General features: G+C 40.5%; 22 protein-coding genes and 1 tRNA gene. 15 read left to right on the top strand and 8 right to left on the bottom strand.

Going from position 1 to position 24027, the window contains the following annotated elements; all coding sequences use genetic code 11:
* Positions 1-133: 133 nt before the first annotated feature.
* Entirely contained in the window at positions 134-337 is a 204-nt protein-coding gene (locus tag D9T12_RS09235) for a YgaP family membrane protein (RefSeq protein ID WP_130537903.1), read from the bottom strand.
* A gap of 233 nt (positions 338-570) precedes the next feature.
* Between D9T12_RS09235 and D9T12_RS09230 the strand changes: the two genes are divergently transcribed.
* From D9T12_RS09230 to D9T12_RS09200, 7 genes are all read left to right on the top strand, one after another.
* A complete protein-coding gene (locus D9T12_RS09230; RefSeq protein WP_240693165.1) occupies positions 571-963 on the top strand; it encodes a winged helix-turn-helix domain-containing protein in 393 nt (130 codons plus the stop codon).
* 194 nt (positions 964-1157) lie between these two features.
* On the top strand, positions 1158-1829 hold the full coding sequence (locus tag D9T12_RS09225; RefSeq protein WP_130537902.1) for a TorF family putative porin: 672 nt from the start codon (positions 1158-1160) through the stop codon (positions 1827-1829).
* A 304-nt stretch (positions 1830-2133) separates the two neighbouring features.
* Entirely contained in the window at positions 2134-2562 is a 429-nt protein-coding gene (gene rplM / locus D9T12_RS09220) for a 50S ribosomal protein L13 (protein WP_130537901.1), read from the top strand.
* Positions 2563-2575: 13 nt separating this feature from the next.
* Positions 2576-2965, top strand: a complete 390-nt coding sequence (gene rpsI, locus D9T12_RS09215) for a 30S ribosomal protein S9 (RefSeq protein ID WP_130537900.1) — start codon at positions 2576-2578, stop codon at positions 2963-2965.
* 328 nt (positions 2966-3293) lie between these two features.
* Positions 3294-4217: a porin gene (locus D9T12_RS09210; RefSeq protein WP_130537899.1), complete on the top strand. Its 924-nt coding sequence runs from the start codon at positions 3294-3296 to the stop codon at positions 4215-4217.
* Positions 4218-5021: 804 nt separating this feature from the next.
* Positions 5022-5357, top strand: coding sequence for a c-type cytochrome (locus D9T12_RS09205; RefSeq protein WP_240693164.1), 336 nt, complete (start codon positions 5022-5024; stop codon positions 5355-5357).
* Between the two features lie 11 nt (positions 5358-5368).
* Entirely contained in the window at positions 5369-6664 is a 1296-nt protein-coding gene (locus D9T12_RS09200) for an NAD(P)/FAD-dependent oxidoreductase (RefSeq protein ID WP_130537898.1), read from the top strand.
* Between the two features lie 249 nt (positions 6665-6913).
* Here the strand turns inward: D9T12_RS09200 and D9T12_RS09195 are convergent, their stop codons facing one another.
* Both D9T12_RS09195 and D9T12_RS09190 read right to left on the bottom strand, forming a co-directional pair.
* Entirely contained in the window at positions 6914-7483 is a 570-nt protein-coding gene (locus tag D9T12_RS09195; RefSeq protein WP_130537897.1) for a DUF302 domain-containing protein, read from the bottom strand.
* Between the two features lie 139 nt (positions 7484-7622).
* A complete protein-coding gene (locus tag D9T12_RS09190; protein ID WP_130537896.1) occupies positions 7623-8795 on the bottom strand; it encodes a 4-phosphoerythronate dehydrogenase in 1173 nt (390 codons plus the stop codon).
* A 208-nt stretch (positions 8796-9003) separates the two neighbouring features.
* Here D9T12_RS09190 and D9T12_RS09185 point away from each other — a divergent pair, with 208 nt between their 5' ends.
* The 7 genes from D9T12_RS09185 (at position 9004) to D9T12_RS09155 (ending at position 17973) form a co-directional block, all read left to right on the top strand.
* Positions 9004-9669, top strand: coding sequence for an alpha/beta hydrolase (locus D9T12_RS09185; RefSeq protein WP_240693163.1), 666 nt, complete (start codon positions 9004-9006; stop codon positions 9667-9669).
* A gap of 249 nt (positions 9670-9918) precedes the next feature.
* Positions 9919-11322, top strand: a complete 1404-nt coding sequence (locus tag D9T12_RS09180; RefSeq protein WP_130537895.1) for a TolC family protein — start codon at positions 9919-9921, stop codon at positions 11320-11322.
* 54 nt (positions 11323-11376) lie between these two features.
* Positions 11377-12486, top strand: coding sequence for an efflux RND transporter periplasmic adaptor subunit (locus tag D9T12_RS09175; protein WP_130537894.1), 1110 nt, complete (start codon positions 11377-11379; stop codon positions 12484-12486).
* A gap of 5 nt (positions 12487-12491) precedes the next feature.
* The gene (locus D9T12_RS09170; RefSeq protein WP_240693162.1) at positions 12492-15845 is read left to right on the top strand and encodes an efflux RND transporter permease subunit; all 3354 of its coding nucleotides are present in this window, start codon (positions 12492-12494) and stop codon (positions 15843-15845) included.
* A gap of 246 nt (positions 15846-16091) precedes the next feature.
* Entirely contained in the window at positions 16092-16589 is a 498-nt protein-coding gene (locus D9T12_RS09165; protein WP_206199089.1) for a GlcG/HbpS family heme-binding protein, read from the top strand.
* A gap of 194 nt (positions 16590-16783) precedes the next feature.
* Positions 16784-16874, top strand: a tRNA-Ser gene (locus tag D9T12_RS09160).
* 475 nt (positions 16875-17349) lie between these two features.
* A complete protein-coding gene (locus D9T12_RS09155) occupies positions 17350-17973 on the top strand; it encodes a hypothetical protein (RefSeq protein ID WP_130537892.1) in 624 nt (207 codons plus the stop codon).
* Positions 17974-18181: 208 nt separating this feature from the next.
* On the opposite strand, the gene D9T12_RS09150 is transcribed toward D9T12_RS09155, so the two are convergent.
* From D9T12_RS09150 to D9T12_RS09140, 3 genes are all read right to left on the bottom strand, one after another.
* On the bottom strand, positions 18182-19006 hold the full coding sequence (locus D9T12_RS09150; protein ID WP_130537891.1) for a DODA-type extradiol aromatic ring-opening family dioxygenase: 825 nt from the start codon (positions 19004-19006) through the stop codon (positions 18182-18184).
* A 283-nt stretch (positions 19007-19289) separates the two neighbouring features.
* Positions 19290-20672, bottom strand: a complete 1383-nt coding sequence (locus tag D9T12_RS09145) for an ATP-binding protein (RefSeq protein ID WP_130537890.1) — start codon at positions 20670-20672, stop codon at positions 19290-19292.
* Positions 20673-20682: 10 nt separating this feature from the next.
* On the bottom strand, positions 20683-21243 hold the full coding sequence (locus D9T12_RS09140) for a heme NO-binding domain-containing protein (protein ID WP_130537889.1): 561 nt from the start codon (positions 21241-21243) through the stop codon (positions 20683-20685).
* A 475-nt stretch (positions 21244-21718) separates the two neighbouring features.
* On the opposite strand from D9T12_RS09140, the gene D9T12_RS09135 reads away from it, so the two are divergent.
* Positions 21719-22507: a nitrilase-related carbon-nitrogen hydrolase gene (locus D9T12_RS09135; RefSeq protein ID WP_130537888.1), complete on the top strand. Its 789-nt coding sequence runs from the start codon at positions 21719-21721 to the stop codon at positions 22505-22507.
* Between the two features lie 26 nt (positions 22508-22533).
* Here D9T12_RS09135 and D9T12_RS09130 read toward each other — a convergent pair whose 3' ends face one another.
* On the bottom strand, positions 22534-23097 hold the full coding sequence (locus tag D9T12_RS09130; RefSeq protein WP_130537887.1) for a DUF1415 domain-containing protein: 564 nt from the start codon (positions 23095-23097) through the stop codon (positions 22534-22536).
* Positions 23098-23123: 26 nt separating this feature from the next.
* Entirely contained in the window at positions 23124-23993 is an 870-nt protein-coding gene (locus D9T12_RS09125) for a DUF5718 family protein (protein WP_130537886.1), read from the bottom strand.
* Between the last annotated feature and the right edge of the window lie 34 nt (positions 23994-24027).

Below are 24027 nucleotides of genomic sequence, written 5' to 3'. Positions count from 1 at the left end.
TCATTAAATTGCAAACATTAAAAATAACCAAGAAGCAGGAAGTGTTCCGATTGCAAATCTGCCTTGTTGAATGGGAAAAGAGTGAAATGGTCTGAGTCCTGACCGATAAAGGATACCGGCCGGTAAGGAAAATTTATTTGTGGTAATCAATATGCGAGTGGATTGGACAGGTTTGGAATCCCAAAATGCTGTAAATCGGGCACCAGCGCACCAAGCCAGTGAAAAGAGGGACTACTCCAATATAACCCCATGAGCCAGTGAGTTCCAAATAGGCTAATAAAATAAAGAAAACACCAATTACAATACGAATAATTTGATCTAAACGACCGACATTCATTCTAAAACTCCTGAAAATGACTTGAAGCTCATTTTAGTTGAGGGTGGATTGAAAGAAATTTTCATTATTGATTTTAGCGGATTTTGAAAAGTAAGGTATTTTTCATAAATAACCATTTTTGAATTCAGGATGACGCTAAGTTGATGGATTGATCCTTGAGCAGGTGTTAATTTTTGTGATTAGTTTGTAAGATTTTGGTATGAAAGAGATAAAACAATAAAAAGGGGTTGTGAGTGACTGAGCATAAAAAAGTGGAAATGAGCTTTGAAGAGAAAATACCGGGGGGAGCATACTCAGAAAAGATTCATGCGCGTTTCTGGCTGGCCGGTGAAAAAGGGAGTTATTTAGGGGTGGGAAGAATTCAGCTGTTGGAGCATATTGCAGTATCAGGCTCTATGAACAAAGCGGCAAAGGAGATGGGAATGTCATACAAAAAAGCTTGGAAGCTTGTTGATGAGATGAATCAGATGTACCAGCAACCACTCGTGGAAAAGGTTCAAGGTGGAAAATCGGGCGGTGGAAGTGTGTTAACTATGCGAGGTCAGCAAGTCGTTCAGAATTTTCGTTTGTTTGAAAAACGTTTTGAGGCTTTTTTACAACAGGAAAGCGATTTGTTGCAAATTTAGCAATTTTATTGGTGCAGGGTGTGGTTTTATTGGTGCAATGTCGTGAGGTAAGGAGCTTTGGTTTATAAGAGAAGGGTGGTTTATTTATTTAAGTTGTTGTTTTTCAAAGGTGTTTTTGGTTTGTGGCATTTTGATTGATAAAGGCTAGAAGAGTTTTGACTTAATTTATCCCAAACAAATGGAGAGTTTGATAAATGAAAATGACAGCTTTAAAAACAGCAATCCTTTCTGCAGTTGTTGCAGGTTCTTCTATGATGGCTATTGCACCAGCTACTGCGCAAGCAGGTGTTTCTGCAAACGCAGGCATGGTATCTAACTATGTTTTTCGTGGTGTTGAACAAACTGAGTCTGCATCTGCATCAGCAGGATTGGATTATGAGCATGAGTCAGGTTTTTATATCGGTACTTGGGCTGCGGATGTTGAAGCAGGTTTAGAGTATGATCTATACGCAGGTTGGTCTGGTAACCTAGGTCCAATTTCTGCAGGTGTTGGTGTAACTGGTTATTACTACACAGATGATGCATTTGATGATACTTACCAAGAAGTAAATTTTTCATTAGGTTATGACATGATTACAGTTGGTTATGATCGTGGTACTTATGATAATTACGGTAATGGTGACATTGATTATGATCATATGTATGTGTCTCTTGGTTATGGCGACTTCTCTGGAACTTACGGTATTCTAGATGGTGATGTGGATACTGATGACACAGATGTTAAATACTTAGATCTTGGTTATTCTTTCTCGCTAGCTGAAGGTTTAGACGGCGGCGTTAATTATATTTACTCTGATACAGATGGTAACCCTGAAGAAGATCAATTTGTTGTGTTAAGCATTTCAAAATCTTTTGACCTAATGTAATTAGGTCCCGAGTTATCTCATGAGGAGGATGAGTTAACTCAACATTCCTTGAGTTGGTTTTTACCGGCCGGTAGAGTTTCTACCGGCCGGTTTTTTTATGGTTAAAAGCCAACCTTCTTAAATCGCAAAAAAGTTTGCAATTTCACGGATTTAGCAATTGCAACCGGCCGGCGAATCTGTATAATTGCGCGCTTAATAATCCTTCCCCTTATTGCCCGTTAAACAGTAAGTGGATGAAAATCTTAAAATTTTTGAGTTTTTATCCTTTGGATTTGGATTAAATTTAGTTTATTAGGAACAAATTATGAAAACATTTGTTGCAAAACCTGCAGAAATCAAGCGCGACTGGTATGTTGTTGACGCTGAAGGTAAAACGCTAGGTCGTTTGGCTTCAGAAATTGCGTCACGTCTACGTGGTAAGCATAAACCAGAATACACTCCGCATGCGGATTGTGGTGATTACATTGTTGTTGTTAACGCTGAAAAAATTGCTGTCACAGGTAACAAGCGTAAAGACAAAATGTACCATCATGTAACCGGTTACGTGGGTAACTTGAAGTCAACTAACTTTGAAAAGTTGATGGCGAAAGCGCCTAACCGTCCGCTTGAGTACGCAGTAAAAGGGATGATGCCAAAAGGTCCTTTGGGTCGTGCGATGATGAAAAAGCTAAAAGTGTATGCGGGAACTGATCACCCACACACAGCTCAACAACCACAAGCACTAGACATTTAAGAGGATTCGAAAAATGGCAGAACAATACTACGGAACAGGTCGTCGTAAAAGCTCAGTTGCTCGCGTTTTCTTGAAAGCGGGTTCTGGCAAAATGACAGTTAACGGTCGTGATATCGCTGACTACTTTGCACGTGAAACAGATCTTATGGTAATCAATCAGCCGCTAGAAGCGACTGAAAACCTAGAAAAGTTTGACGCGAACATCACCGTTGTTGGTGGTGGTACTACTGGTCAAGCTGGTGCAGTACGTCACGGTCTGGCACGTGCATTGGTTAACTTCTCTGAAGAAAACCGTTCAGCACTTCGTACACGTGGTCTATTGACTCGTGATGCGCGTCAAGTTGAACGTAAGAAAGTTGGTCTTCGCAAAGCACGTCGTCGTCCACAGTTCTCAAAACGTTAATCTTTCGATTATCGTTTATGCGACCATATTTATATGGTTGCCTGCAAAACCCGCTTCGAGAAATTCTCAAGCGGGTTTTTTGTTTTTTATGGGTTGAAAATTTTTCACTCAGTCGAGCCGTTTATAGGAGAAGGCTTCAGAGATACTGGCCGGTAAGTTTGTTGCTTGTTTTGTTGTTGGGTGAGTATGCTTATTGTTGTAAAAATGCAACAATTTAAAATTGATGTCGTTTTTTTTTGAAAAAAGGTTTGCAATGTCAAAAGTGCTTGGCTAAAGTACGCAGCAAGCCGACAAACTCGGTGTATAAAAACAACTTAAGGAATGAAACATGAAAAAGAATATTATTGCTCTAGCAATCGCTTCTGTAATCGCTGCTCCAGTAGCAATGGCTGATGCTCCTACTGTTTACGGTCAACTAAACCTAAATATCAATGACACGGATGGTAAAGATACTTCTGTAAACTCTACCGCTTCTCGCTTAGGTGTTAAAGGTTCTGAAGATCTAGGTAACGGTCTTAAAGCAGTATATAAAGTTGAATTCGGTCTAGATTCTATTGCTGATTCTAAAAATAACGATGTACTTTCACAACGTAATGCTTATGTTGGTCTTGCTGGTGGTTTCGGTACAGTTCTTATGGGTCGTCACGACACTCCATTGAAAATGTCTCAGCCTTCTGACCTTTTCAACGATGGTGCAGCTGACCTTGGTAAAATGACTGAGATCGGTGCTAACGGTGGTGAGAACCGTGCAGATGACGTTCTAGCATATGTTTCTCCATCTTTCGGTGGTATCAAAATTGTAGCGGCTGCTGTAATGGGTGAAGCTGAAGATAACGTTGAAAAAGACGATGGTTATTCTGTTGCTGCAATGTACGGTTCAACTAAAGAAGGTCTATACCTAGCACTTGCTATGGACGGTGGTGACTGGTTAGATAATGCTGGTGAAGAGCTAGTTCGTCTTTCTGCACAATACAAAGCTTCTGGTCTAACTGTAAACGGTATGTACCAAGAGAACGACATCGGTGAAAACTTCCAAGCTCAAGCAGCATACAAAATTGGTAAGTTCATGCCTAAAGTTAAGTACTCAATGGATGACTACGACAACGGTGGTGATGAGTCTGCATGGTCTATCGGTCTAAACTACTCTCTAGGTAAGAAAACGACTGCTTACATCTACACTGTAGACAAAGAAGACATCAAAGGTACTGACAGCAACTCTAACTACATTGCTGGTATCCTACACAAGTTCTAATTTAACTACTGACGCAAGTCAGTTTAAATTAGCTTGATGCGAAAACCCCGGGTTTCAAAGCCTGGGGTTTTTTGTTGCCTAAAATTTTTATATTCATTTAATTTTTCTTCGACAGGTTAATCCTAGCCAGTAGTTTGAATGTGCTCAGGTCAGATCTGCTTCTCACTTACCAGATGATTTTCGTCCAAATGTGTGTGACGCTTTAGTGATTGATAATGTGTTGCAGTGGCAGGGTTTAAAGGTTGATTTAGCGGTGCCAGTCGGCCGAGAAGTTTCTGGCTTGGTTAATGCAAAATTCCAAAAAACTATACGGCTTTTGATTTATCAACAGCAAGCTCCTAAATCTGCTGATCTGGAGAACTTTCCCTAACTTTGACTTATGGTTCTCCGGATTTTCAGTAGTGGGTTTAGAGTAAAATCGTCTTGGAAAACATCTTTGGTAAGCTGCTTAAAAGTGTTTTAATTATTTTAAATAGTTATTTATACATAAATTAAATTTATGAATTGTGAATTATTTAATACTATTTCGTATTGAAAATGCTTCTTATAGGCTTTGAAAATAAAACATAATTGTTTTTCTATAGGTATAAATAAAATCTTGTCTAATTTATAAAAATAAATAATTACCAATTGCCTAGGAACTTTGCAGAATACCCCAGATTTATTTTATAAAAGCATATTGAAAAATTTATACCATTTCATTTCCATAATGATTTTAAGGACTTACGTTTGCGAATTTTATTTAGGTAATGAAAAAGGTATTTGTTTTCAAGTAAGTGCGTCATTTAAATAAGGGCATCTATTATGTTTAAAAAACTCCCTCTGTTAGTAAAGGGTATCGCTATGGCAGGTTTTGTTGCAGCATTGCCTTCTACTGTTCAAGCTGAAAGAACCGTTAATATCAGTACTGGAGAATTGCATGCAACAACATGTTTCCAGTGTCATGGTCCTGAAGGGAAATATGTTGATGGTAATACGATTCCACCTTTGGCAGGTTATCCGGCGGATGTCATGTATCAACAATTGTTGAGCTTCAAGTCTGGCGAACGTCCTAATACGATTATGCAACGCCATGTAAAAGGTTACTCAAATGATGAGTTGAAAGCCATTGCGGATTATTTAGGTAGCTTAAAGCCTTAAGGGGGAGATCAATGAAAATGTTTAATCGTAGAAGTTTAATTAAGGCAATGGCAGCTGCTGGTGTGGCAGGTTCTGCATTCGGTTTGCAAGCATGTTCCAATAATGTGCGCAGTACTTCAGGCAAAAAAGTCGTGGTTATTGGTGGAGGTTTCGGTGGCTCAACCGTTGCAAAATACATCAAGCGTTATGACTCAAGTGTTGATGTCACCATCATTGAGCCAAAGAAGACTTATATGACATGCCCAGGTTCAAACTGGTATTTAGCTGGATTAGTTGATGTTGAATATTTAACTCATGATTATGAGTCATTGAAAAGTGAGCATGATATTAATGTGATTCACCAAATGGCTACTTCAGTCGATAAGGCTAAGCAAACAGTCACTTTGGATGATGGTCAAGTGTTGGCTTATGATCGTTTGGTGGTTTCACCTGGGATTGACTTCCGCTGGGATGCTATTGAAGGCTATTCAGAAGAAGCTTCTGAGATCCTTCCACACGCATGGAAAGCGGGACCACAAACAGAGTTGTTGGCGAAGCAAATCAAAGAAATGCCACAGGGTGGAAGGTTCTTAATGGTTGCTCCTCCTAATCCATTCCGTTGTGGACCAGGACCTTATGAACGTCTTTCAATGGTTGCGGATTATTTCAAACGCCATAATCCAACGGCCACCATTATGTGTTTGGATCCCAAGAATAAGTTCTCAAAACAGTCATTGTTTATGGGCGGTTGGCGTGAGCTTTATGGCCAAATGATTGAGTGGTATGGTGCGATTGATGGCGCTACAGTCACCAAGATCGATGTGGAAAACAAAACGGTTTACAGCGAATTCGATACCATTACTGCTGATGTCATCAATGTGATCCCTGCTCAAAAAGCCGGAAAGATTGCGTTTGATATCGGTTTGACAGATGATTCAGGTTGGTGCCCGGTGCATCAAGGCACGTTTGAATCCAAACTGCATAAAGGTATTTATGTGGTCGGAGATTCATGTATTGCAGGTGCGATGCCGAAATCGGGTCATTCAGCATCTGTTCAGGGTAAACATTGTGCGGCAGCCGTTGTTACTGACCTTAATGGTTTGGATATGCCAGCAATTCGCACGGTAAACACCTGTTACAGCTTAGTAGGTTCTGAATACGGAATTAGTGTAGTGGGTGTTTATGAACCGGTTGACGGTGTGTTGAAAGGTGTTGAGGGTGCTGGTGGTGTGAGCAAAGGTGCGGCAAGTCTTGAAGAGCGTAAACAAGAAGCCAACTATGCTTTCTCTTGGTATCAATCAATTACCAAAGATATTTGGCACAGCTAATTTGACCAATCAAAATTAGCTTGAAGTTTAAAGCCCGGTTAGGTTTATCTTAATCGGGTTTTTTATTGTCTTAAATTAGAAAAGTTTACCTTTACAGGTATAAGCACCTATTCGGGCACAAGAACTCATTTGGGTATAAACACCGGCCGGTAAATCTTATATAAAAAAACCGCGCTTAAAAGGGGGCTAAGCGCGGTCGGAGGGGGATTTTCAATTCTTGATTTTTATGTGATTTCTATAGGAGAGGGATTAGAATTCGCCTTTAGAGCCTTTGTCCAACATTTCCCACATAGTGTTACGAACTTGCATCGTTGCTTCGTAAAGTTCTGGAGGCATTTTACGACCCATTTTGATTGCCATATCCATGTTCATTGTGTAGATGTAAAGACCATCTTCTTTTTCAATGATGTTAACACGACATGGTAAGAAACCACCCATTGCTGGTGAGAAGTCGATCATCTTACGTGCAGTATCTGGGTTACAGAATGACATTACGTGAACAACGCCTGATTCAACACCACGAGCTTTTAGTTCTTCTGAAAGAGGAAGCTCGCCAACGTTTTTGATGTTGCGGTTGATTCCCACATTGTTGATTGCATCAATAACATCTTCTAGTTCAACGCCTTCTTCAACTTTCACTTCCCACATAGTTGCTTCAGCGATATCACCTTCTGCTTCGACCCACTTGTCCCAGATTTGCATAAAGGTTTCACCGGCACCATCATTTAGATTGCTGATTGCGTTCATAGTTCCACAACCAGAAAGAGCTGTGACAGATACCGCTAAAATTGCGGCTTTGAATAGATTTTTTATTTTCATGTAGTATCTCCAATGAGTTGGCAAAAATTTTGAATGAGTCAAATTTTCAAAAACTAGGTTAAAGCACCATGGAGCAAAATCAAATCTAAATTTTTTTAGCAGTTAATAATAATCTTTTATTATGAAATGCTAATAAAGTTTATTTTTTGTTTTGAATTATTTGAAAACCAAGTGATTTCAATAGGTTGTCGAGTTCTTTGTTTTTAAGGGAAACGACTTTATGTTGGTGCCATTCATGATAAATTGGATAATTTCTTCGAAAAAATTCGTATTTTTTTTCAATTTCCTGATGTGTTTTGGCAGAAATGCCATTGTGATCTGAAAAAATATCATGGCATTTTCGAAAGATATCTCTCAGTAAAGTTTGTTTAAATTTTGCTAATTGAGAGTTTTCTAAACATAAATTTTTCTGCTCGATTGGGGTTGAAGGGGCCGGTAAAATTTTCTTCCAATCTGTTTTAGGTGATGTTTTTTGAAAATCACAAAGTGCTTGATAAACCATTTCACTTCCAGCAAGTTTGGCTTCAAAGCTATGGCCAGCAATATGTGGTGTCGCAAAAAAAGCTGTTTTATACAGCTCTGAATGGATATGTGGTTCATTTACCCAACAATCAATAATGTTCGCAAGAGTTTGGGTGTTTATCCAAGCGTGTTCATCAATAATTCCGCCTCGAGCTGCATTGACTATAATTTGATGTGGCTGTATTTGACTTAGTTTTTGAGCGCTAATTAAATTTTGGGTCGCAAACAGGCCTTCTGTTGTGAGTGGTGTATGGACGCTGATAATGTCAGCTTTTAAGACCTCATCGAGTGTCCGATACTCATAAGCCTCCGGTTCATTGAGCTGTTTTGGTGGATCATTCACTAGACACTTGATGTTAAGCTGCTCCGCTTTTGTGAATAGACGACTACCGACATTCCCGACACCGATAATGCCCAATGTTTTTTGACTTAAATCAAACCCTTTCGCTTCAGCCAATTCGAATAAAGCATTGATAACGAATTCAGCAACTGAATTCGCATTACAGCCTTGCGCGGAGTAAAACTTAATGCCGGCCGTTTGTAAGTAGTTTTGGTCAACATGATCCAGACCGACGACCGTGCTGCCGACAAATTTCACATCACTATTTTCAAGAAGAGCTTTATTGATTTGCGTTCTAGAGCGAATAATCAGTGCTTGCGCATCTTTGACATCATCTGCTTGAATCGCTTTTCCTGGAAGAAGGTGTAATTTACCTAAATGACCAAAAATTTCTTGTGCAAAAGGAACTGCGTCATCGATGACGATTTTTTTAAGAACAGTTTGGGACATAACAAGCCTTTTAGTAAGAAGTTGAGTCGGATCTTTGGGAAATTAAGATTGGATTCTGTTTTTGCTGAAAAATAAGATCTGCATGGCCAGAACAGAATGATGAATATCCAATAAATCCTAAATAAATTGAACCTTGTTTGATTTTACCGAAATATGTGTTTCACCTAAGGTTTTCGGTAAAATTCGCACTAAAATTTAGGAAATATTTATGAAAGTTAAAACACAAGCGAATGCGGAAACATTGATGATTCAGGGAAGCGTTGGCGATTTAGAGATTCGATTTCATGCCGTTGATAGTGAAAAATCACCGGCCGGTAGTGTTAAGAAGTTGATCGTTTTAAGTCATCCTCATCCACTGTATGGCGGCACTATGAATAATAAAGTTATTACGACAATGGAGCGTGCCTTTCAAAAACAAGGGTTTTCTACTATTTGCTACAACTTTCGCGGTGTTGGAAAAAGTGAAGGGGAATACGATCAAGGTGTCGGTGAGGTTGAAGATTTATTAGCGGTGGTTGAGTGGGCAAAATTTGACCAAGGTTTTGACAAAATTCATTTAGGAGGCTTCTCCTTTGGAAGCTTTGTTTCATTGAAAGCACTTGAGCATCTTCAAGTTGACTCTTTGTTGACGGTGGCGCCACCGGTTGGAATATATGATTTTTCAACGATTGTCTGGCCTGAGTTTGCTCAATCGGAAGGTTTTTGTTGGACGATGATTCAGGGTGGGCAAGATGAAGTCATCTGCGCTCAAGAGGTGTTGGATTGGGCAAGGCAGGTCGCCAAAAAGCCTGATGTCTACTGGCGAGAAAATGCTAGCCATTTCTTTCATGGTGAATTAATTTGGTTAAGAAAGGTTATTCAAGTGATTTATTGATGAGTTCACCCATAAGTTTGAATAAGTAAGCTTTTATAATGTAAGGAAAATCCCTATAATATCAGCAAATTCTTATATGTTAATGTGTTTGAGTTCCACATAATTCATGAGTATGGTTGATTTATCTTCCATGTCGGGCTTAGTTTGGGCTCAAAAAAAGGATGTTTGACATCCTTTTTTTGTGTTCGTATGCCAAGTTTGTTGTAGCGTCAAATAACATCAAAAAATTTTTTAAATTTGGGAGCAGTTATGCAAAAGCCTTCTCGTCGATATCCTCGACATAAAATACTGATACTTGCCATGGCAAGTTTGACAAGTTTTACGTTTGGTGGCGTGGCTCATTCGCAGACAATGACTTTTAAGCAAGTTGTTGAAAGGACTTTGAGCCAAAACCCGAATATGACGGTTAGCCAGGCTCAAATCTCAAGAGCTCAGGCAGCACTTGCTAAAGCCGAAAATTCTCGTATGCCGCAGGTTAAATTGAGTGTCATAGGCTCTCTATCCAATAACCCACTTAATGTATTTGGTATGAAACTACAGCAGCGTCAAGCTACCTTCAATGACTTTGGCGCAGGCTCATTCATGCAAAACCAAAATGTTCATGAAGCTCCTGATAATCTAAACGAACCAAGTTCTCACACTGATTTAAATACCCGTCTTGAGGTGATGGTACCTGTTTGGAATGGTGGCAGAATTGGTCTTTATCAAGAGCAGGCCAGATCAATGATCCGTGCGGCACAAGGCGGTGAAGAAGCCACTAAACAGTTTTTGGTCTTTAACAATTACCAAGCCTATGAAGCTGTCCATGCTGCCAGAGCTTATATTGCGGTAGCGAAGCAAGCCAAGAAAACGGCTGATGAATTTGTTCGAATGACCAGCAACTTGGTTGAGCAAGGTGTCATTGTACGTTCAGAGCTTTTGTCTGCACAAGTGAATCAAGCCAATGCGAATGTCGCACTGATGAAAGCGCAAGAACAAGAGCAAATGGCCTTGGATGCTTTAAAGATCCTTATGAATATGGATTTGTCGGAACCTTTGGATGTTGGTGAGTCAACCGACTTTGATGTAACGGGAATGACAATCGAACAGATTGTACAAAAAGCTCTATCACAAAATCCTGAACTGTTGGCCATGCGTGAACAGATTGAAGCGGAGAAGAAATCAATCAAAGTGGCACAATCGGAGAACCTGCCAAGCTTTAATGTAATGGTTCGCCAAGATTGGAATGACGAAAATATAGGTCTGGGTTCATCCAGTTATACTGTTGCAGGGGTTGCAGCTTGGACGCTTACTGATTTTGGTGTGACAAAAAGCGCAGTTGAAATGGCTCGTGCTGCGACAGATGAAAAAAAAGCTCAGCTTCAAGCTAAGGAAAATGACGTTCGTATGAACATATACAAGGCTTGGCGTTCTCTAAATATTGCGAAAACACAGGTCAATTCAACTCAGTTGGCGGTAGAGCAGGCGACAAAAGCTCAAGAACTGATTAAACGTCGATTTGAAGGTGGTGTGGCGACGATTACTGAGGTATTGGCAAGCCAAACGCAATTAGACAAAGCCAATGCTGACTTGGTTCAGGCGCAATATGACGTCAAGATTCAGCAAGCACAATTACGAATGCTGGCTGGCATGATTGATATTCAGACAATTTAAGCGATTTAATGCTATTCAAATGGCGATGATTTAAGTTTTTAAGGGAAAAGTTTTATGAAAAAGTTAAAAGCATTGTTTGCTGTTGCCTTTATGGCTGCTGCTTTAGGAATAAGTGGATGTCAACAGGAAGCGCAAGTTTCAGAAAAGCCAAAGGCACAAGTCATTCAAGCACAAGTGGATGAAGTTCAGTTAGGAACCATTCCTTTAACGGCTGTCGTACCAGGAACGGTTGTGCCGGATCAAAGAGCTCGTATTGCGTCTCGTCTGATGGGGTACATAAAAGATTTACGAGTGGAAGTTGGCCAAAGTGTTAAGCGTGGCGAAGTATTGTTTAAAATTGATTCGTCCGATATTCGCAGTCAAATTACTCAAGCACAAGCTGGTTATCAACAAGCTCAGGCCGCGCTAACGGATGCAAAGCTTGATTTCGATCGATTTGAAAAACTCTTTAAGGATGATTCTGTCTCAAAACAGCAATTCGATAAAATTCGTTTGCAATATTCGGTTGCGCAAGAGAACTTAGCAGCCGCTAAATCAGGTTTGGATCAAGCACGCTCCCAATTGAGATATGCCAATGTTACAGCTCCGTTTAGTGGTGTAGTTGTTGAAAAAATGGCGGTTGCGGGGGATTTGGCTGCACCCGGAAATCCAATTCTTTCAATTGAGAACTTGAGTTCCTTGAGTGTACAGACAGAAGTTTCTGGTGAACTGTTTGCGAAATTGCGCAATGGCGATACAGCCAAAGTCTTGGTCGATGGGCAACCAGAAGCAATGGTTGGCACAATTTATACTTTGGTAGGTGCAGCGGATCCTCGTTCACGCACGCATACTGTGAAACTAAGTTTGCCAGCGGTGAGTACGATTAATTCAGGTACCTTTGCACGTGTGAGTTTTACTCGTGGTGAGCGTCAAACTTTGATGATCCCTAAATCAGCAGTCGTCACTCGTGCAGGTATCGATGGTGTGTTTGTAGTGGATGAAGGTAAAGCGTTTTTCCATATGGTGAGAACCGGTGTTGAGATTAATGGCGATATTGAAGTTCAATCCGGTCTTGCTCTGGGTGACAAAATTGTGATTGATAACAACCAAAGTCTTTTAAATGGCGATACAGTCAAAACGACCAATAACTCGTCAGAAAATGCATCAACTGAACAGGGAGCTTAAGCCGGATGTCTATGCAGCAATCTCCTGATATGCCTGAAAATAAAGAGGCGAAACTGAATATTGCTGGAAAACTTGCCAAAGTGTTTATCCATTCAAAAATCACGATGATGATTATGATTGCGGTAACACTTGCAGGGATTCTGTCGTATTTAATTACCCCACGTGAATATAACCCACAAATTGTTGTGCCAGCGGCCAATATTATTGTTCCAAAAGGTGGTGCAACACCTCAAGAAGTGGAAAACATGGTGGTTAAGCCACTTGAAACCATTATGTCTGCCTTGCCGGGAGTGAAACATACTTTTGGTTATGCAGCGAATGATTTTGGGGTGGTGACGGTACAGTTTGATGTAGGGCAAAACCAAGTGGATTCTTTGGTGAAGGTCTATAACCAGCTGATGCAGAACATGGATAAGATGCCGCCGGGAACGCAACAACCTCTGGTAAAACCTATCAATGTTGATGATGTACCGATCATGACTTTGTCGGTGACCTCAAGTGAAATTTCAGGCTATGATTTACGCGATATTTCTCTCCGTTTAGTTGAGAATTTGCGCAATATCCCTGGTGTTTCTTTTACAGAGGTAGTCGGAGGTAAAGAGCGTGCGATTAATGTTTGGCTGGATGCTCAGAAAATTGCTTTGACTGGGCTTTCGCTAGATCAGATTAGCGATATGCTCGAAGGGTCAAACGTTTCTGTTCCAGTCGGTGCTTTGGTCAATAACAACGAAAACCGTTTGGTACGCGTCAATGGCTTTTTAGGTAATGCCAAAGAAGTCGGTGACATTGTCATCGGTTCTGAGAATGGTCGTTTGCTTTATCTAAAAGATATTGCAACGATTGAAGACGGGCCAAAAGAATCAGAAAGCTTTACGCGAATCGGTTTTGGACCTAATGCAGCTGAAAGAAGTCATGGCGAGCAAGCGGCTGTCACCATTACCTTGGCAAAAAAACCAGGAACAAATGCGGTTGAAGTTGCCAACTTAGTTCTTTCGCAAATGGAAGAGCTTAAGCGTTCTGTTTTGCCTGCTAATGTCGATGTTGTCGTCACCCGTAATGATGGTGAAAAAGCGAATGCTGCTGTGAATCTGTTGGTTGAGCATTTAGGCATCGCTGTGGGTTCCGTCATTATTATTTTGGTACTGTTTCTTGGTTGGCGCGAAGCAAGCATTGTGACCTTGACGGTTCCTTTGATTCTGTTTGTGGTGTTGTTCATTGGTTTAATTGCCGAACAAACCATTAACCGAATCACGTTGTTTGCTCTTATTTTATCGCTCGGACTTTTGGTGGATGCTGCGATTGTTGTTATTGAGAACATTCACCGACATATTCATGATGGATTTGACCCAGAAAAGTTTGATGAAGTGTTGATAAACGCAACCAACGAAATTGGTAATCCAACGAATGTCGCGACCATTGCGGTTATTTTGGCATTTATTCCAATGCTGTTCGTAACGGGAATGATGGGACCGTTCATGGCACCGATTCCATTTAACGTGCCCGTTGCAATGATTGCTTCTTTGGTGATTGCCTATATTTTGGTGCCTTATGTTGCGTATCGATTCTTGGGCAAAAAAGCCATTAAAGAAATGCAAGCGCGCCAGAGCATGGAATCTGTTCATGTTCATAAAGAAGATTGGATGCAAAAACTTTATGTGAAATCGATTGTTCCATTAATTGAATCACGGACCAAACGTAATATTTTCCTGTTAGTGGTTCTAGGAACTTTGATTGCATCGATGATGCAACCCGCATTGCAGTTTATGCGTGATGACGGCATGAACAATCCTCTTCACCCAGCCGGTGTTGAAGTTAAGATGTTGCCTTACGACAATACATCCACCTTCTTGGTTCAAGTTGATATGCCTGAAGGCACGGCACTTGAAGCAACGGACCGCGTAGTGCGTCATGTGGGAGCCATGTTGTCTGAAACGCAATTTGTGACTGATTACAGTGTTTATTTGGGTGATCATGCGCCAATTGATTTTGCCGCTTTAGTTCGTGGTGATTTGATTAAACAGGGGGCAAACTTTGCGCAAATTCGCGTGAACTTGGTCAATAAAGCTCAGCGTTCGGTTTCTTCACATGAGATTGTCCAGAATTTTAACCAAGCACTCATGAAGATCCGAAAGTCTTTTCCGGATGCGAATATTAAATTGTATGAAACGCCTCCAGGACCTCCAGTAACAACGCAAATCATGGCGGAACTTTATGGTCCGGACTATGACAAGTTACGTGAAGCTGCCTTAGAAGTCCGTACCAAGTTTGACCAAGTTTATGGCTTGATTAATGTTGATGATTCTGTGACTGAAGATGCCACGATTTATGAAATCAATATCGATCGTGAACAGGCGAACTTGTTGGGTGTGGTTCCTGCGCATGTCAGCAAAATGCTTCGTGATTACATTAATGGCTTTGAGCTAGGTTACATGCATTTAGATAATGTGAAAGAACCTGTGGACATTATTGTACGCCTCCCTAGAAGTGAGCGTACAGTAGCTGAGCAGCTCATGTCGCTTCGTGTTAAATCGCGCTCAGGTTCTCCTGTTCCACTATCTGCGATTGCGACCATAGAACAGAAGGCTCAATCCAAGCCTGTCATTTCCCGTGACCAGCACCGCATGGTGATGGTGGGTGGTGAATTGCTCCAATCAAGTCCGGTGTACTCTGTTCTAACTTTGGATTCAATGTTGGATGGTGTTAAGCTGGAAAACTCCGGTGTGACCTTCCATACCGCAAACCTTGGTTTTGTTGAAGCGCAGCCAAAAGACGTGATGGATTACACCTTGTTATGGGGCGGTGAAATGCGCCTGACTTTGGATGTATTCCGCGATATGGGATCGGCTTTCATCGTTGCTTTGATTTTCATCTACCTGATTTTGGTTGGATACTATAAATCCTTCATGATGCCGGTGATCGTTATGGGGGCAATTCCTCTCACAATGATAGGAGTGTTCCCTGGACACTGGGTGACTGAACAAGCCTTTACGGCCACCTCGATGATAGGGGTGATTGCCTTGGCTGGGATTGTGGTGCGGAACTCACTGCTATTGATTGACTTTATTCTTGAGTATCGCGCTGAAGGGCGTTCACTTAAAGATGCGGTCATTGAGGCAGGAAAAGTTCGTTTCCGTCCAATATTATTGACGGCATTGGCGATTATTTTCGGGTCAATGATTATGATTACCGACCCAGTATTTGGTGGTCTGGCCGTTGCACTGATTTTTGGAACTTTGTCTTCAACGGTTCTAACCTTGTTAGTCATTCCATTGATGTACTACATCTGGCAGTGGCATGGCGGTGTTAAACAAGAAGAAGAGCGTGCTCGGCAGCAAGCGGTCTTTAATCGAGAAAATTGATTAAGATAAATCATTGAAACTTCACCGGCCGGTAACGAATTTTTACTGGCGAGGTGAACGTTGAAACCGAGGCAAATCATTGTCTCGGTTTTTTTATACCTATTATTTATGGCTTTCAATAAATTTAGTTAATCAATAAATTAAATACTCCAATCCCTACCGGCCGGTAAATTTCTTATACTCGAACCTGTGCAAAGTTTATGCACCTGTAAAAACTCTCTATGAAACTTTCCTAGGAGAATTAGGATGAAAGCAATGAAAAAAACCTTGATGGCTTCAGTTTTAATGGCAGCGAGTGCTATGCCTGTCTATGCGGAAGAACCAATGGCGGTTAATGTTGCCCGTCTCAGTATGGATGTTGCAAATACCATTGCAAAAGCAACCATTGAAGCGTGCCGTGAAAAAGGGATTCCAATCAGCGTCACAGTCGTGGATCGCAACGGAATTCCTCAAGTGCAAATGCGTGACACCATTGCACCTCCAGTTTCCTACTCAATCAGTGCGAAAAAAGCTTACACCTCAGTGATGTTCAACGTAAAAGGTTCACAATTGGGTGATCGTGCAAACAGTCCATTGCAGACAATGGGAGAAGGTTTAGCCTTTATGGCAGGTTCTGCTCCGATTCAAGCAGGCGGTAAATTGTATGGTGCCGTCGGTGTCAGTGGAGCACCCGATGGTATGGATGATGAAGCTTGTGCGATTAAAGGAATTGAATCGGTTCAAGATGATTTAGAAATGATGTAAGAATTTCTATTAGCCATGCTTTATTAAAACCGGCTTTAAAGCCGGTTTTTTTATCTCCAAGATATTTACCGGCCGGTAGGGTTATAGAGGGGCAGTTGAGGGTTTTCCAAGAGGCTAAAATGAATATCGTTCGTGAAATTTATCTTTGAACTAGACACCTGCGCTTTAAGCCTTTATAATCCGCCACAATTAAAGGATAGCTGGCTGAGCGGTTGAAGGCGCACGCCTGGAAAGTGTGTAAGGGTTAATCGCCCTTCGAGGGTTCGAATCCCTCGCTATCCGCCACTATTTACAAAGGGTTCCAAATCGGAACCCTTTTTTTATGCCTGAAATCCGCGTGCTTACTGGGTTTTGCCTGTCTTTTATGCCAATTTAAACAAAGAGACACAAACAGCTAATAATGTTGATTGTGAGTATTTTTTGAGTATCCTAATGAGTATTCTTTGAATATCACAATGAGTATCGTGTTTCGATGTTAAACAATACAAAAATCAAACGCTTAAAGTCCGGCTTTTTTGTTTCTGAGCTTTCAATTTCTGTCTATTTTACGGGCAAACTTATCATTATCCGTTCTTCTGTGAAGAAGAGCATCCTTTCTAATTTTTGAGTTTACTGAATTTTTGTGCATTCAATAATGGATCTCGTTCATCTGCAATCTACTTACTAGCTTAATCATTTGTTAAATTGACTCATCAGAAAATCAGTAAGTTACGATCTAACAAAATAATTCTTAAACTCTGTCATAGAGAGTGAGCGATCAATGAAAACCTTCAATGTTTTAGGAATGATGTTGTTATCTCATGCAATTCATGCGGCTAACTTTCCTGCATTTATTGATACACCGACATTATTGCAATGGCCAAACGAAGTTAGAGCTTGTACTGCTGATGCATACAAATATGCTCTCGTTGACAGGTTTCAGCGCAATGTTGAAGTTAATAACTCGGGTATTTTTGACCAAAAATGGCATTCCTGTCCTGCAAAAGTACCGAAAAAAGGGGAGTTGTGTGACGCTAAACAATCCCGATTGCTAACACCTACGATGGTTACGAGCATTTGTAGACCGGTAAGTTATAAGTATGTTCTTAATGCTCACCCATGCAGTGATAATGAAAGGTGCATTGCTTTAGAAGTTCACCCTGAAATTGAGCAAGACTCAGAATTAAATACTTTGCTCATAGAGTCAATTCGAAATCCTTGTAAGTATATCCCTAATCCAGACCCGGCTGATGATTTTGAACAACGTCATCACTGGTGCGGCTTTGCTAGGCCTAATTTTCATTCTTGGGTAGTGTTAAATTGCCATGAAAAATCTCCACTACCTTATAACCGTGCTTATATTTACTACGGTGATAAGGAAGTTGAGATTCAATTAAACAAATAAAGTTAGAGTCGTTTTTAATGATTTGTCAGTCAATAACGCAACGTTGATTAAGAAATTCAGGACAATTTTAAAGCTCTAGGATAACTGGAATCACAATTGCATCAGAGATTGTGAAGTCAATGTAAGCGATAGTTTAATAGTGATTGGTGATTAGAAAGCTTAACGGCATGTTGTTTTTTTAATTCTCAAGTCTAGCTCTTAATGGGTTTTAACCAAACTGAAAGGCTGAGAGTTGAGTTTTCAGTATTTGTTCAGAGAAAATCTTTTTTCCAGTGTCTTGTCCGGCAGCACCTGCAACGACCATCAGAGGGAGTAGATGTTCTTCAGCATGTAAGGGGTGACAATCACGAGCATGCGGTGCTTGTGTCCAATTTTTTAGCGCGTCTTGACGCTGTAATTCTGGGCTATTTAGAGTTTGCGTCAGCCAATCATCAAATAATTCAGAAGGTCTGCTGAAACGATCGTCTCCATAGCCAGCCATATTATGAAAGCTCATGCCACTCCCGATAATTAATACTCCTTCATCGCGTAATTTGCTTAAAGCAGAACCAGCTTCAAAGTGAGCAGATGGGTCTAGGTCGTTCTTTAGCGATAATTGCACCACTGGTATTTCAGCGTCTGGGAACATCAGTTTCAATGGAATAAATACCCCATGATCAAAACCTCTCTGATTATACAATTCATTTTTTATACCCGCTTGATTGAGACAATTTTTGACTTTTTTGGCTAACAAGGGGTCACCCGAGGCAGGGTAGGTTAACTCGTAAGTGTGCGCAGGAAATCCAAAATAATCATAAATCAATTCCATATTTGAGCTGGCTGTAATGCGGAAGTCAGCACTCTGCCAGTGACCAGAAACGATTAAAATTGCCTTGGGTTTTTCAGTTAATGTGTTGGCGATATTTCGAAGAAAGTCTGCCATGCCGTACCAAATGTGAGGAGGATTCCAGTCCATAAAAAAGCATGGACCAGCACCGTGCGGAATAAATAAGACGGGCTGGCGTTTTACCGGCCGGGTAGTTTTCTCTGTCATTTTTAATTAACTCTTTTGGGGTTAGTTGTTGAAGGCGTAATTCTTGAATATCATTTTCAAATGAATTAGTAAATGTTAAACGTTTGAAACGCACAGATAATCAGAGTAGATTGAAATTCATTGTTACAGTATTTGTGATAATTAGTATCTTCAAAGGCTGTGGATAGATTCATCGGTGGTAAGCATCTTGTTCACTATTGATGCTGTAGGATCTGTTTATGCTTTTTAGGTATTCCGAAGAAGTGTGGTTCCTGAATAAAGGATGCGTTCAGCAAATAGAAGGTTAACTGTTTAAGTTACGTGGGTACTTTTCATTCAGCAAGTTTTCAATATCTTTCAGTTGAAAAGGTTTGCTCAGAAAATCATCCATTCCAGATTCTTTCGCCATCTGTCTGTCTTCATTTGAGGTGTTGGCAGTCAGTGCAATAATTGGAATTTGAATATTTTCTTTGCGAAGGATTTGTGTGGTTTCATAGCCATTGAGGTCAGGCATTTGGATATCCATAAAAATCAAATCATAAAATGTATTTTGACTTTTCATTATATCAATCGCCGAAAAACCGTCTTCTGCGCAATCTACATGATGGCCAAGGCGAGAGAGAAGCTTTTGGCCGACTAAACGATTTACTTGATTGTCATCCACTAGCAATAATCGTAGCGGTTTATTGGTTTGATGATGACTGTTTTCAGGCGAGTGTTCAGAGTTCTGAAGTTTTTTATTTTCTACCGGCCGGTAAGGAATTTGCATAAAAAAGCGTGATCCCATGCCTTCTTGACTTTCAAACTCAACTTCTCCACCCATGAGTTCAATAATTCGCTGGGTAATGACTAGCCCCAGACCTGTTCCGCCATATTTACGAGAAGTTGAGGTGTCGACCTGAGAGAAGTCTTTAAACAGTTTTGATTGTTTTTCTTCGGGGATTCCGATGCCAGTGTCTGCTACCGAAAAAATTAACCAGTCCTGTTGTAGCTGAATGTTGAGTTCAATTTTGCCTTGTTCGGTGAACTTGAACGCATTACTTAAAAAATTATTGAGTACTTGCGTTAATCTGAATGGATCTCCGATGACTTGTGTTTTTATTTGGGAGTCTAATTTGAAAATCAGTTCAATCTTTTTTTCGTAAGCTAGTTTTTCAAAGGGGTATATCAGTTTTGTAAGCGTTTCCCTAAGATTAAAAGGAATGTTTTCAAGGCGTAATTTACCGGATTCAATTTTAGAAAAATCCAAAATATCATTGATGATATGCAATAAAGTATGGGAAGAATACTGAGCAATATTAACAAGGTTATGCTGTTCACTTTCTTGTGAAAGGTCTTCTTCAAGGAGTTTAAGAATTCCGATAATGCCATTGATAGGTGTTCGGATTTCATGACTCATCGTAGCAACAAAATCGCTTTTCGCACGAGATAATTCGAGTGCATGATTTTTTTCAGCTTCTAATTCTTCGGTGCGTGCTTGTACGCGAGCTTCTAATTCAGTAGCAAGGTTTTCTAGTTCAACATTTCGTTGGTGGAGTTCAAGGGATTTATTTTCTAAGAGTTTTTCTGCTTCTTTGCGAGCATTTTTTTCTCGCATAAAACGACGCTCATACAAGCCTTTTATTTTTTCAATCTCGGCTTGATGTTCATGAATTGAAATGAGTGTGACGTTGTCTTTTTCGCTCATAAGTCAGCGGTTATTCCAAAGTGTTAACGGCTTCTTTACGGAGTTGAAAACAGACTCTGGTCTGATTGTCGGTTGACATATCTTCCATTTCAACCGAAATTTGTTCACCGTAATATTTGGCACTTCCTAAAATCAAACCATAAGCTAAAGCCGAAAAAGGGCGCTTGGATTGGTACAGTAATTCCATATGTGAGTCAGAATGAATACTGGAATCAAATGTAGGGAGTTCCGCATCGGGGTAGAGCTTTTTGACTTCGACATGGACCTTGTTTTCGATAGTATCTAGGAAGGCAAAGCAACTATTTACTTCAGTGAAGAATTGAGGATACATCTGTGTGAAACGATCGAGTAAATGTTCGCCAAAAGCCTGTACTAGAACAGGTACTTCTATTCCTGTTTCTTTGCTCAAATGCGTCACCAGTGTGAGCATTTCCTTGTGATCATAGGTGCCGACTTGAGTGTAAGCGCCTTGATTGGGTAAATTGGATTTTTCGATAATAGTATCGGCAATTTCGATTCCGAATTTGTCTTCAACCAATTCAATAAACTCTGAAAATACAATGCCTTTCATGCTTTACCTCATAAAAAATAGGTATTTAACAGGCTTTCAAGACTAGCATATTTTTCAGTCAACGAGCATATAAAATTGGTGAGTTTGCCTAGTGTCAATTTTCTTCATCAATTTTCTTCATCAATTTTCTTTAGTCACTGAATTTATAACGTTGTGTTTTAATGTTTTATTTGAGGAAGTGCTAGGGTCTGTTGACAATTCAGACTTGACTCTGTTGCTGCTTAAAAATGCAGCAATCACGACGCTCAGAGCGCAGTTTGGTTATTCCAAATAAGCGATGAGCAACAAAGAGTGCGACATTTTTAAGCGCAACCCGTAGGGCTCAAGCCATTTTTGCCCCAGCAGTGTTAGAAATTCGCTCAAATAGAATAACTATTCCACGCTCTTTCTGCCTTGCTGGAACGAAAAATGGTTTGAGCAGAGCCTAATTATGAATTGTCAACAGACCCTAATAGAACATAGGATATAAGTCGTTATGAAGTTGGTGATATTTCAATTTGAACCTAGCTGGCAAGAGCCTCAGATCAGTTTACAGCGGTTGACTGAACAATTTGCAAAGCGATTTGCAATGAGGTTAACAGAGGTGAGGTCGAGCTCTTGTTTAGTAGTTTTGCCCGAACTCTTTTCTAGTGGTTTTTCAATGCAACCCGAGAAATTTGCAGAAGCGGTTGATGGTGAGATTAGTTGCCATATTTCTCAATTGGCTAAGGATTACCATCTGGAAATTATTGCCGGAGTTGCGCAAAAGCAAAATCAAGAATTTAAAAATTGTGCATTGTGGTTTGATGCCAATGGTGAGTTGAAGGCAAATTACCAAAAACAAAAAATGTTTCGTTTTGCGGATGAGCATAAAGTTTACCGGCCGGGAAAAAAGCCGGTGTTGGCTTCGCTGTTTGATTATTTGCAGGCAAGTCTGTTTATTTGCTATGACTTACGATTTCCTGAATTGTTTCGAAAAGTCGCAAAACAATCGCAAATAGCTGTGATTATTGCCAATTGGCCGCAAAGTCGTCAAATTCATTGGCAGGTTTTATTGCAAGCAAGGGCGATTGAAAACCAAATGTGGGTTTTGGGAGTTAATCGAATCGGATCGGATGGCAACGGTGTTCTCTATTCGGGCGGGTCGATGCTTTTTAGTCCCAAAGGTGAATTAGTGTTTGATGCTAAGCAATCGCCAGTCTATGAATATGATCTTAATCTGCAGGAAATGCTGAGTGAGGTCAGCACTTATCGAGCAAAATTTCCAGCTTTGGAAGATCTCTAAACTAAAGGCCTACTCATCTTCTGTGACTAATAATCGTTTTTGAGAAATGGGAACAATTGTCGTTTCTCTTGGTCTGTTAAGTTTTCTACCGTTTCAATATTGGTTTCAAAAATACTCTCAGGAGAAGTGGGGAAGTGTTGCAGCGCTGTCTCGATGCTGTCTTGTCGAATTAAGTGAAGCAATGGGAATGGTGAGCGGTTGGTAAGGTTTTGAGCATCTTGAGGTGCTGTACCTGCAAATTGATAGTCAGGATGAAAACTGGCAATTTGTAGTGATTCTTGCCAATTATTTTCTTCCAACAGCCAGTCGGCTAGATCTAAAAATTGATTGTAATCGTAGAATTCTTCGAGTAGGTCTGTGACCACAATAACGGTCGTCTCACGCTCTGAAACCGGCATGGTTAATAGTTCAGAGGCTTGCGAGGCCAAATCTTCTAGTAATGCTTTTTCCGTGTTGGCGTGACTTACCGTGAGATGTACACGCTTAAGTTGATACGGGTGCTGAGCAAACGGACAGAGGTTTAATCCAATGACGACATCTTGAAGCCATTTGTCGACAGTTTGAATGATTTTCTCGTCAGTTTGCTGCATATCTAGTTTTCTTTGCTGAGTTCTCGTTACACAATCTTTTGCTTAAGTACTGAAACTTTACCGGCCGGTAAACTTTCAGGGGTATCTATGCCGTTTTCGATGGTGGCTTTAGTGATAGATTGATGATAAACGAAAATAGCGATTTCATCACCAGATTGCAGAAAAGTGTTCTCTCCCAGCTCTGTGTAAGTGGTTGCACCCAAACTAATTAAAAGTTGTTTTGGGAAGTTTGCTTGGTGAATCCATTGATTCAAGTTTTCCAGTGGGCCAAAGTCTGCTTGATGATTAAGTTTGTCTTGCATCCAATCCATCAGTTTTTGATGGAAATAAGAATAGCTACTAATCGGACTGTCGTTGCCATATAGCTGCCAATCTGCATCGCGTTTGAAGTAGGCAATAATCCGATATTCATCAAGTTCACTGCCCAGATCCAAATGGCTAACAGGTAAGAACTGGTTTGAAATCCCTTTGGTTTCTGGCCCCCAGTTTTTCTTTTCGCTGATTTTTTTTGCTCCAGGTTTGCGAATGGAGCAGTCATTAAAAGCGGCAAACGCAATCGGTTGCATTCGAGCAACTTTTCCAAATTCGTATTTCATATCAAACAAAACGCAGACCTCGGGTTCTGCTTGTAAGTGTGCATCGTTTTGCAAGTTTTCAGGGTATTTGATTTGTGAAGCTGAAAATGGATAGACACCAATTTGGGCGTGTTGTTCAGGTATAAAATACGGGAACAATCCTTTGGGCGCGATGTCAGATTCACATTCGACCTCGACAAAATCAGGTGTTTCGCCTGCTTGTTCTAAATGGCCAGCGAAGTTACCTGCAATGCCTAATCCCATGACATGATGCAAGTTCTCTGCGTTCAGTTCGCTAGCTTCAGTGTGATTAATGGTCATGCTTTTCTTCCTTGGTTATTATTTTGGGCTTTGA

The sequence above is a fragment of the Thiomicrorhabdus indica genome (genome assembly GCF_004293625.1).
In the GTDB taxonomy this organism is placed as follows: Bacteria; Pseudomonadota; Gammaproteobacteria; order Thiomicrospirales; family Thiomicrospiraceae; genus Thiomicrorhabdus; species Thiomicrorhabdus indica.
This window is presented reverse-complemented; position numbering and strand designations above follow the sequence as displayed.

Coding starts and splice junctions, on each gene's coding strand:
- D9T12_RS09235 (WP_130537903.1), bottom strand. CDS start 337: ATGAATGTCGGTCGTTTAGATCAAATTATTCGTATTGTAATTGGTGTT.
- D9T12_RS09225 (WP_130537902.1), top strand. CDS start 1,158: ATGAAAATGACAGCTTTAAAAACAGCAATCCTTTCTGCAGTTGTTGCA.
- rplM (WP_130537901.1), top strand. CDS start 2,134: ATGAAAACATTTGTTGCAAAACCTGCAGAAATCAAGCGCGACTGGTAT.
- rpsI (WP_130537900.1), top strand. CDS start 2,576: ATGGCAGAACAATACTACGGAACAGGTCGTCGTAAAAGCTCAGTTGCT.
- D9T12_RS09210 (WP_130537899.1), top strand. CDS start 3,294: ATGAAAAAGAATATTATTGCTCTAGCAATCGCTTCTGTAATCGCTGCT.
- D9T12_RS09205 (WP_240693164.1), top strand. CDS start 5,022: ATGTTTAAAAAACTCCCTCTGTTAGTAAAGGGTATCGCTATGGCAGGT.
- D9T12_RS09200 (WP_130537898.1), top strand. CDS start 5,369: ATGAAAATGTTTAATCGTAGAAGTTTAATTAAGGCAATGGCAGCTGCT.
- D9T12_RS09195 (WP_130537897.1), bottom strand. CDS start 7,483: ATGAAAATAAAAAATCTATTCAAAGCCGCAATTTTAGCGGTATCTGTC.
- D9T12_RS09190 (WP_130537896.1), bottom strand. CDS start 8,795: ATGTCCCAAACTGTTCTTAAAAAAATCGTCATCGATGACGCAGTTCCT.
- D9T12_RS09185 (WP_240693163.1), top strand. CDS start 9,004: ATGAAAGTTAAAACACAAGCGAATGCGGAAACATTGATGATTCAGGGA.
- D9T12_RS09180 (WP_130537895.1), top strand. CDS start 9,919: ATGCAAAAGCCTTCTCGTCGATATCCTCGACATAAAATACTGATACTT.
- D9T12_RS09175 (WP_130537894.1), top strand. CDS start 11,377: ATGAAAAAGTTAAAAGCATTGTTTGCTGTTGCCTTTATGGCTGCTGCT.
- D9T12_RS09170 (WP_240693162.1), top strand. CDS start 12,492: ATGTCTATGCAGCAATCTCCTGATATGCCTGAAAATAAAGAGGCGAAA.
- D9T12_RS09165 (WP_206199089.1), top strand. CDS start 16,092: ATGAAAGCAATGAAAAAAACCTTGATGGCTTCAGTTTTAATGGCAGCG.
- D9T12_RS09155 (WP_130537892.1), top strand. CDS start 17,350: ATGAAAACCTTCAATGTTTTAGGAATGATGTTGTTATCTCATGCAATT.
- D9T12_RS09150 (WP_130537891.1), bottom strand. CDS start 19,006: ATGACAGAGAAAACTACCCGGCCGGTAAAACGCCAGCCCGTCTTATTT.
- D9T12_RS09145 (WP_130537890.1), bottom strand. CDS start 20,672: ATGAGCGAAAAAGACAACGTCACACTCATTTCAATTCATGAACATCAA.
- D9T12_RS09140 (WP_130537889.1), bottom strand. CDS start 21,243: ATGAAAGGCATTGTATTTTCAGAGTTTATTGAATTGGTTGAAGACAAA.
- D9T12_RS09135 (WP_130537888.1), top strand. CDS start 21,719: ATGAAGTTGGTGATATTTCAATTTGAACCTAGCTGGCAAGAGCCTCAG.
- D9T12_RS09130 (WP_130537887.1), bottom strand. CDS start 23,097: ATGCAGCAAACTGACGAGAAAATCATTCAAACTGTCGACAAATGGCTT.
- D9T12_RS09125 (WP_130537886.1), bottom strand. CDS start 23,993: ATGACCATTAATCACACTGAAGCTAGCGAACTGAACGCAGAGAACTTG.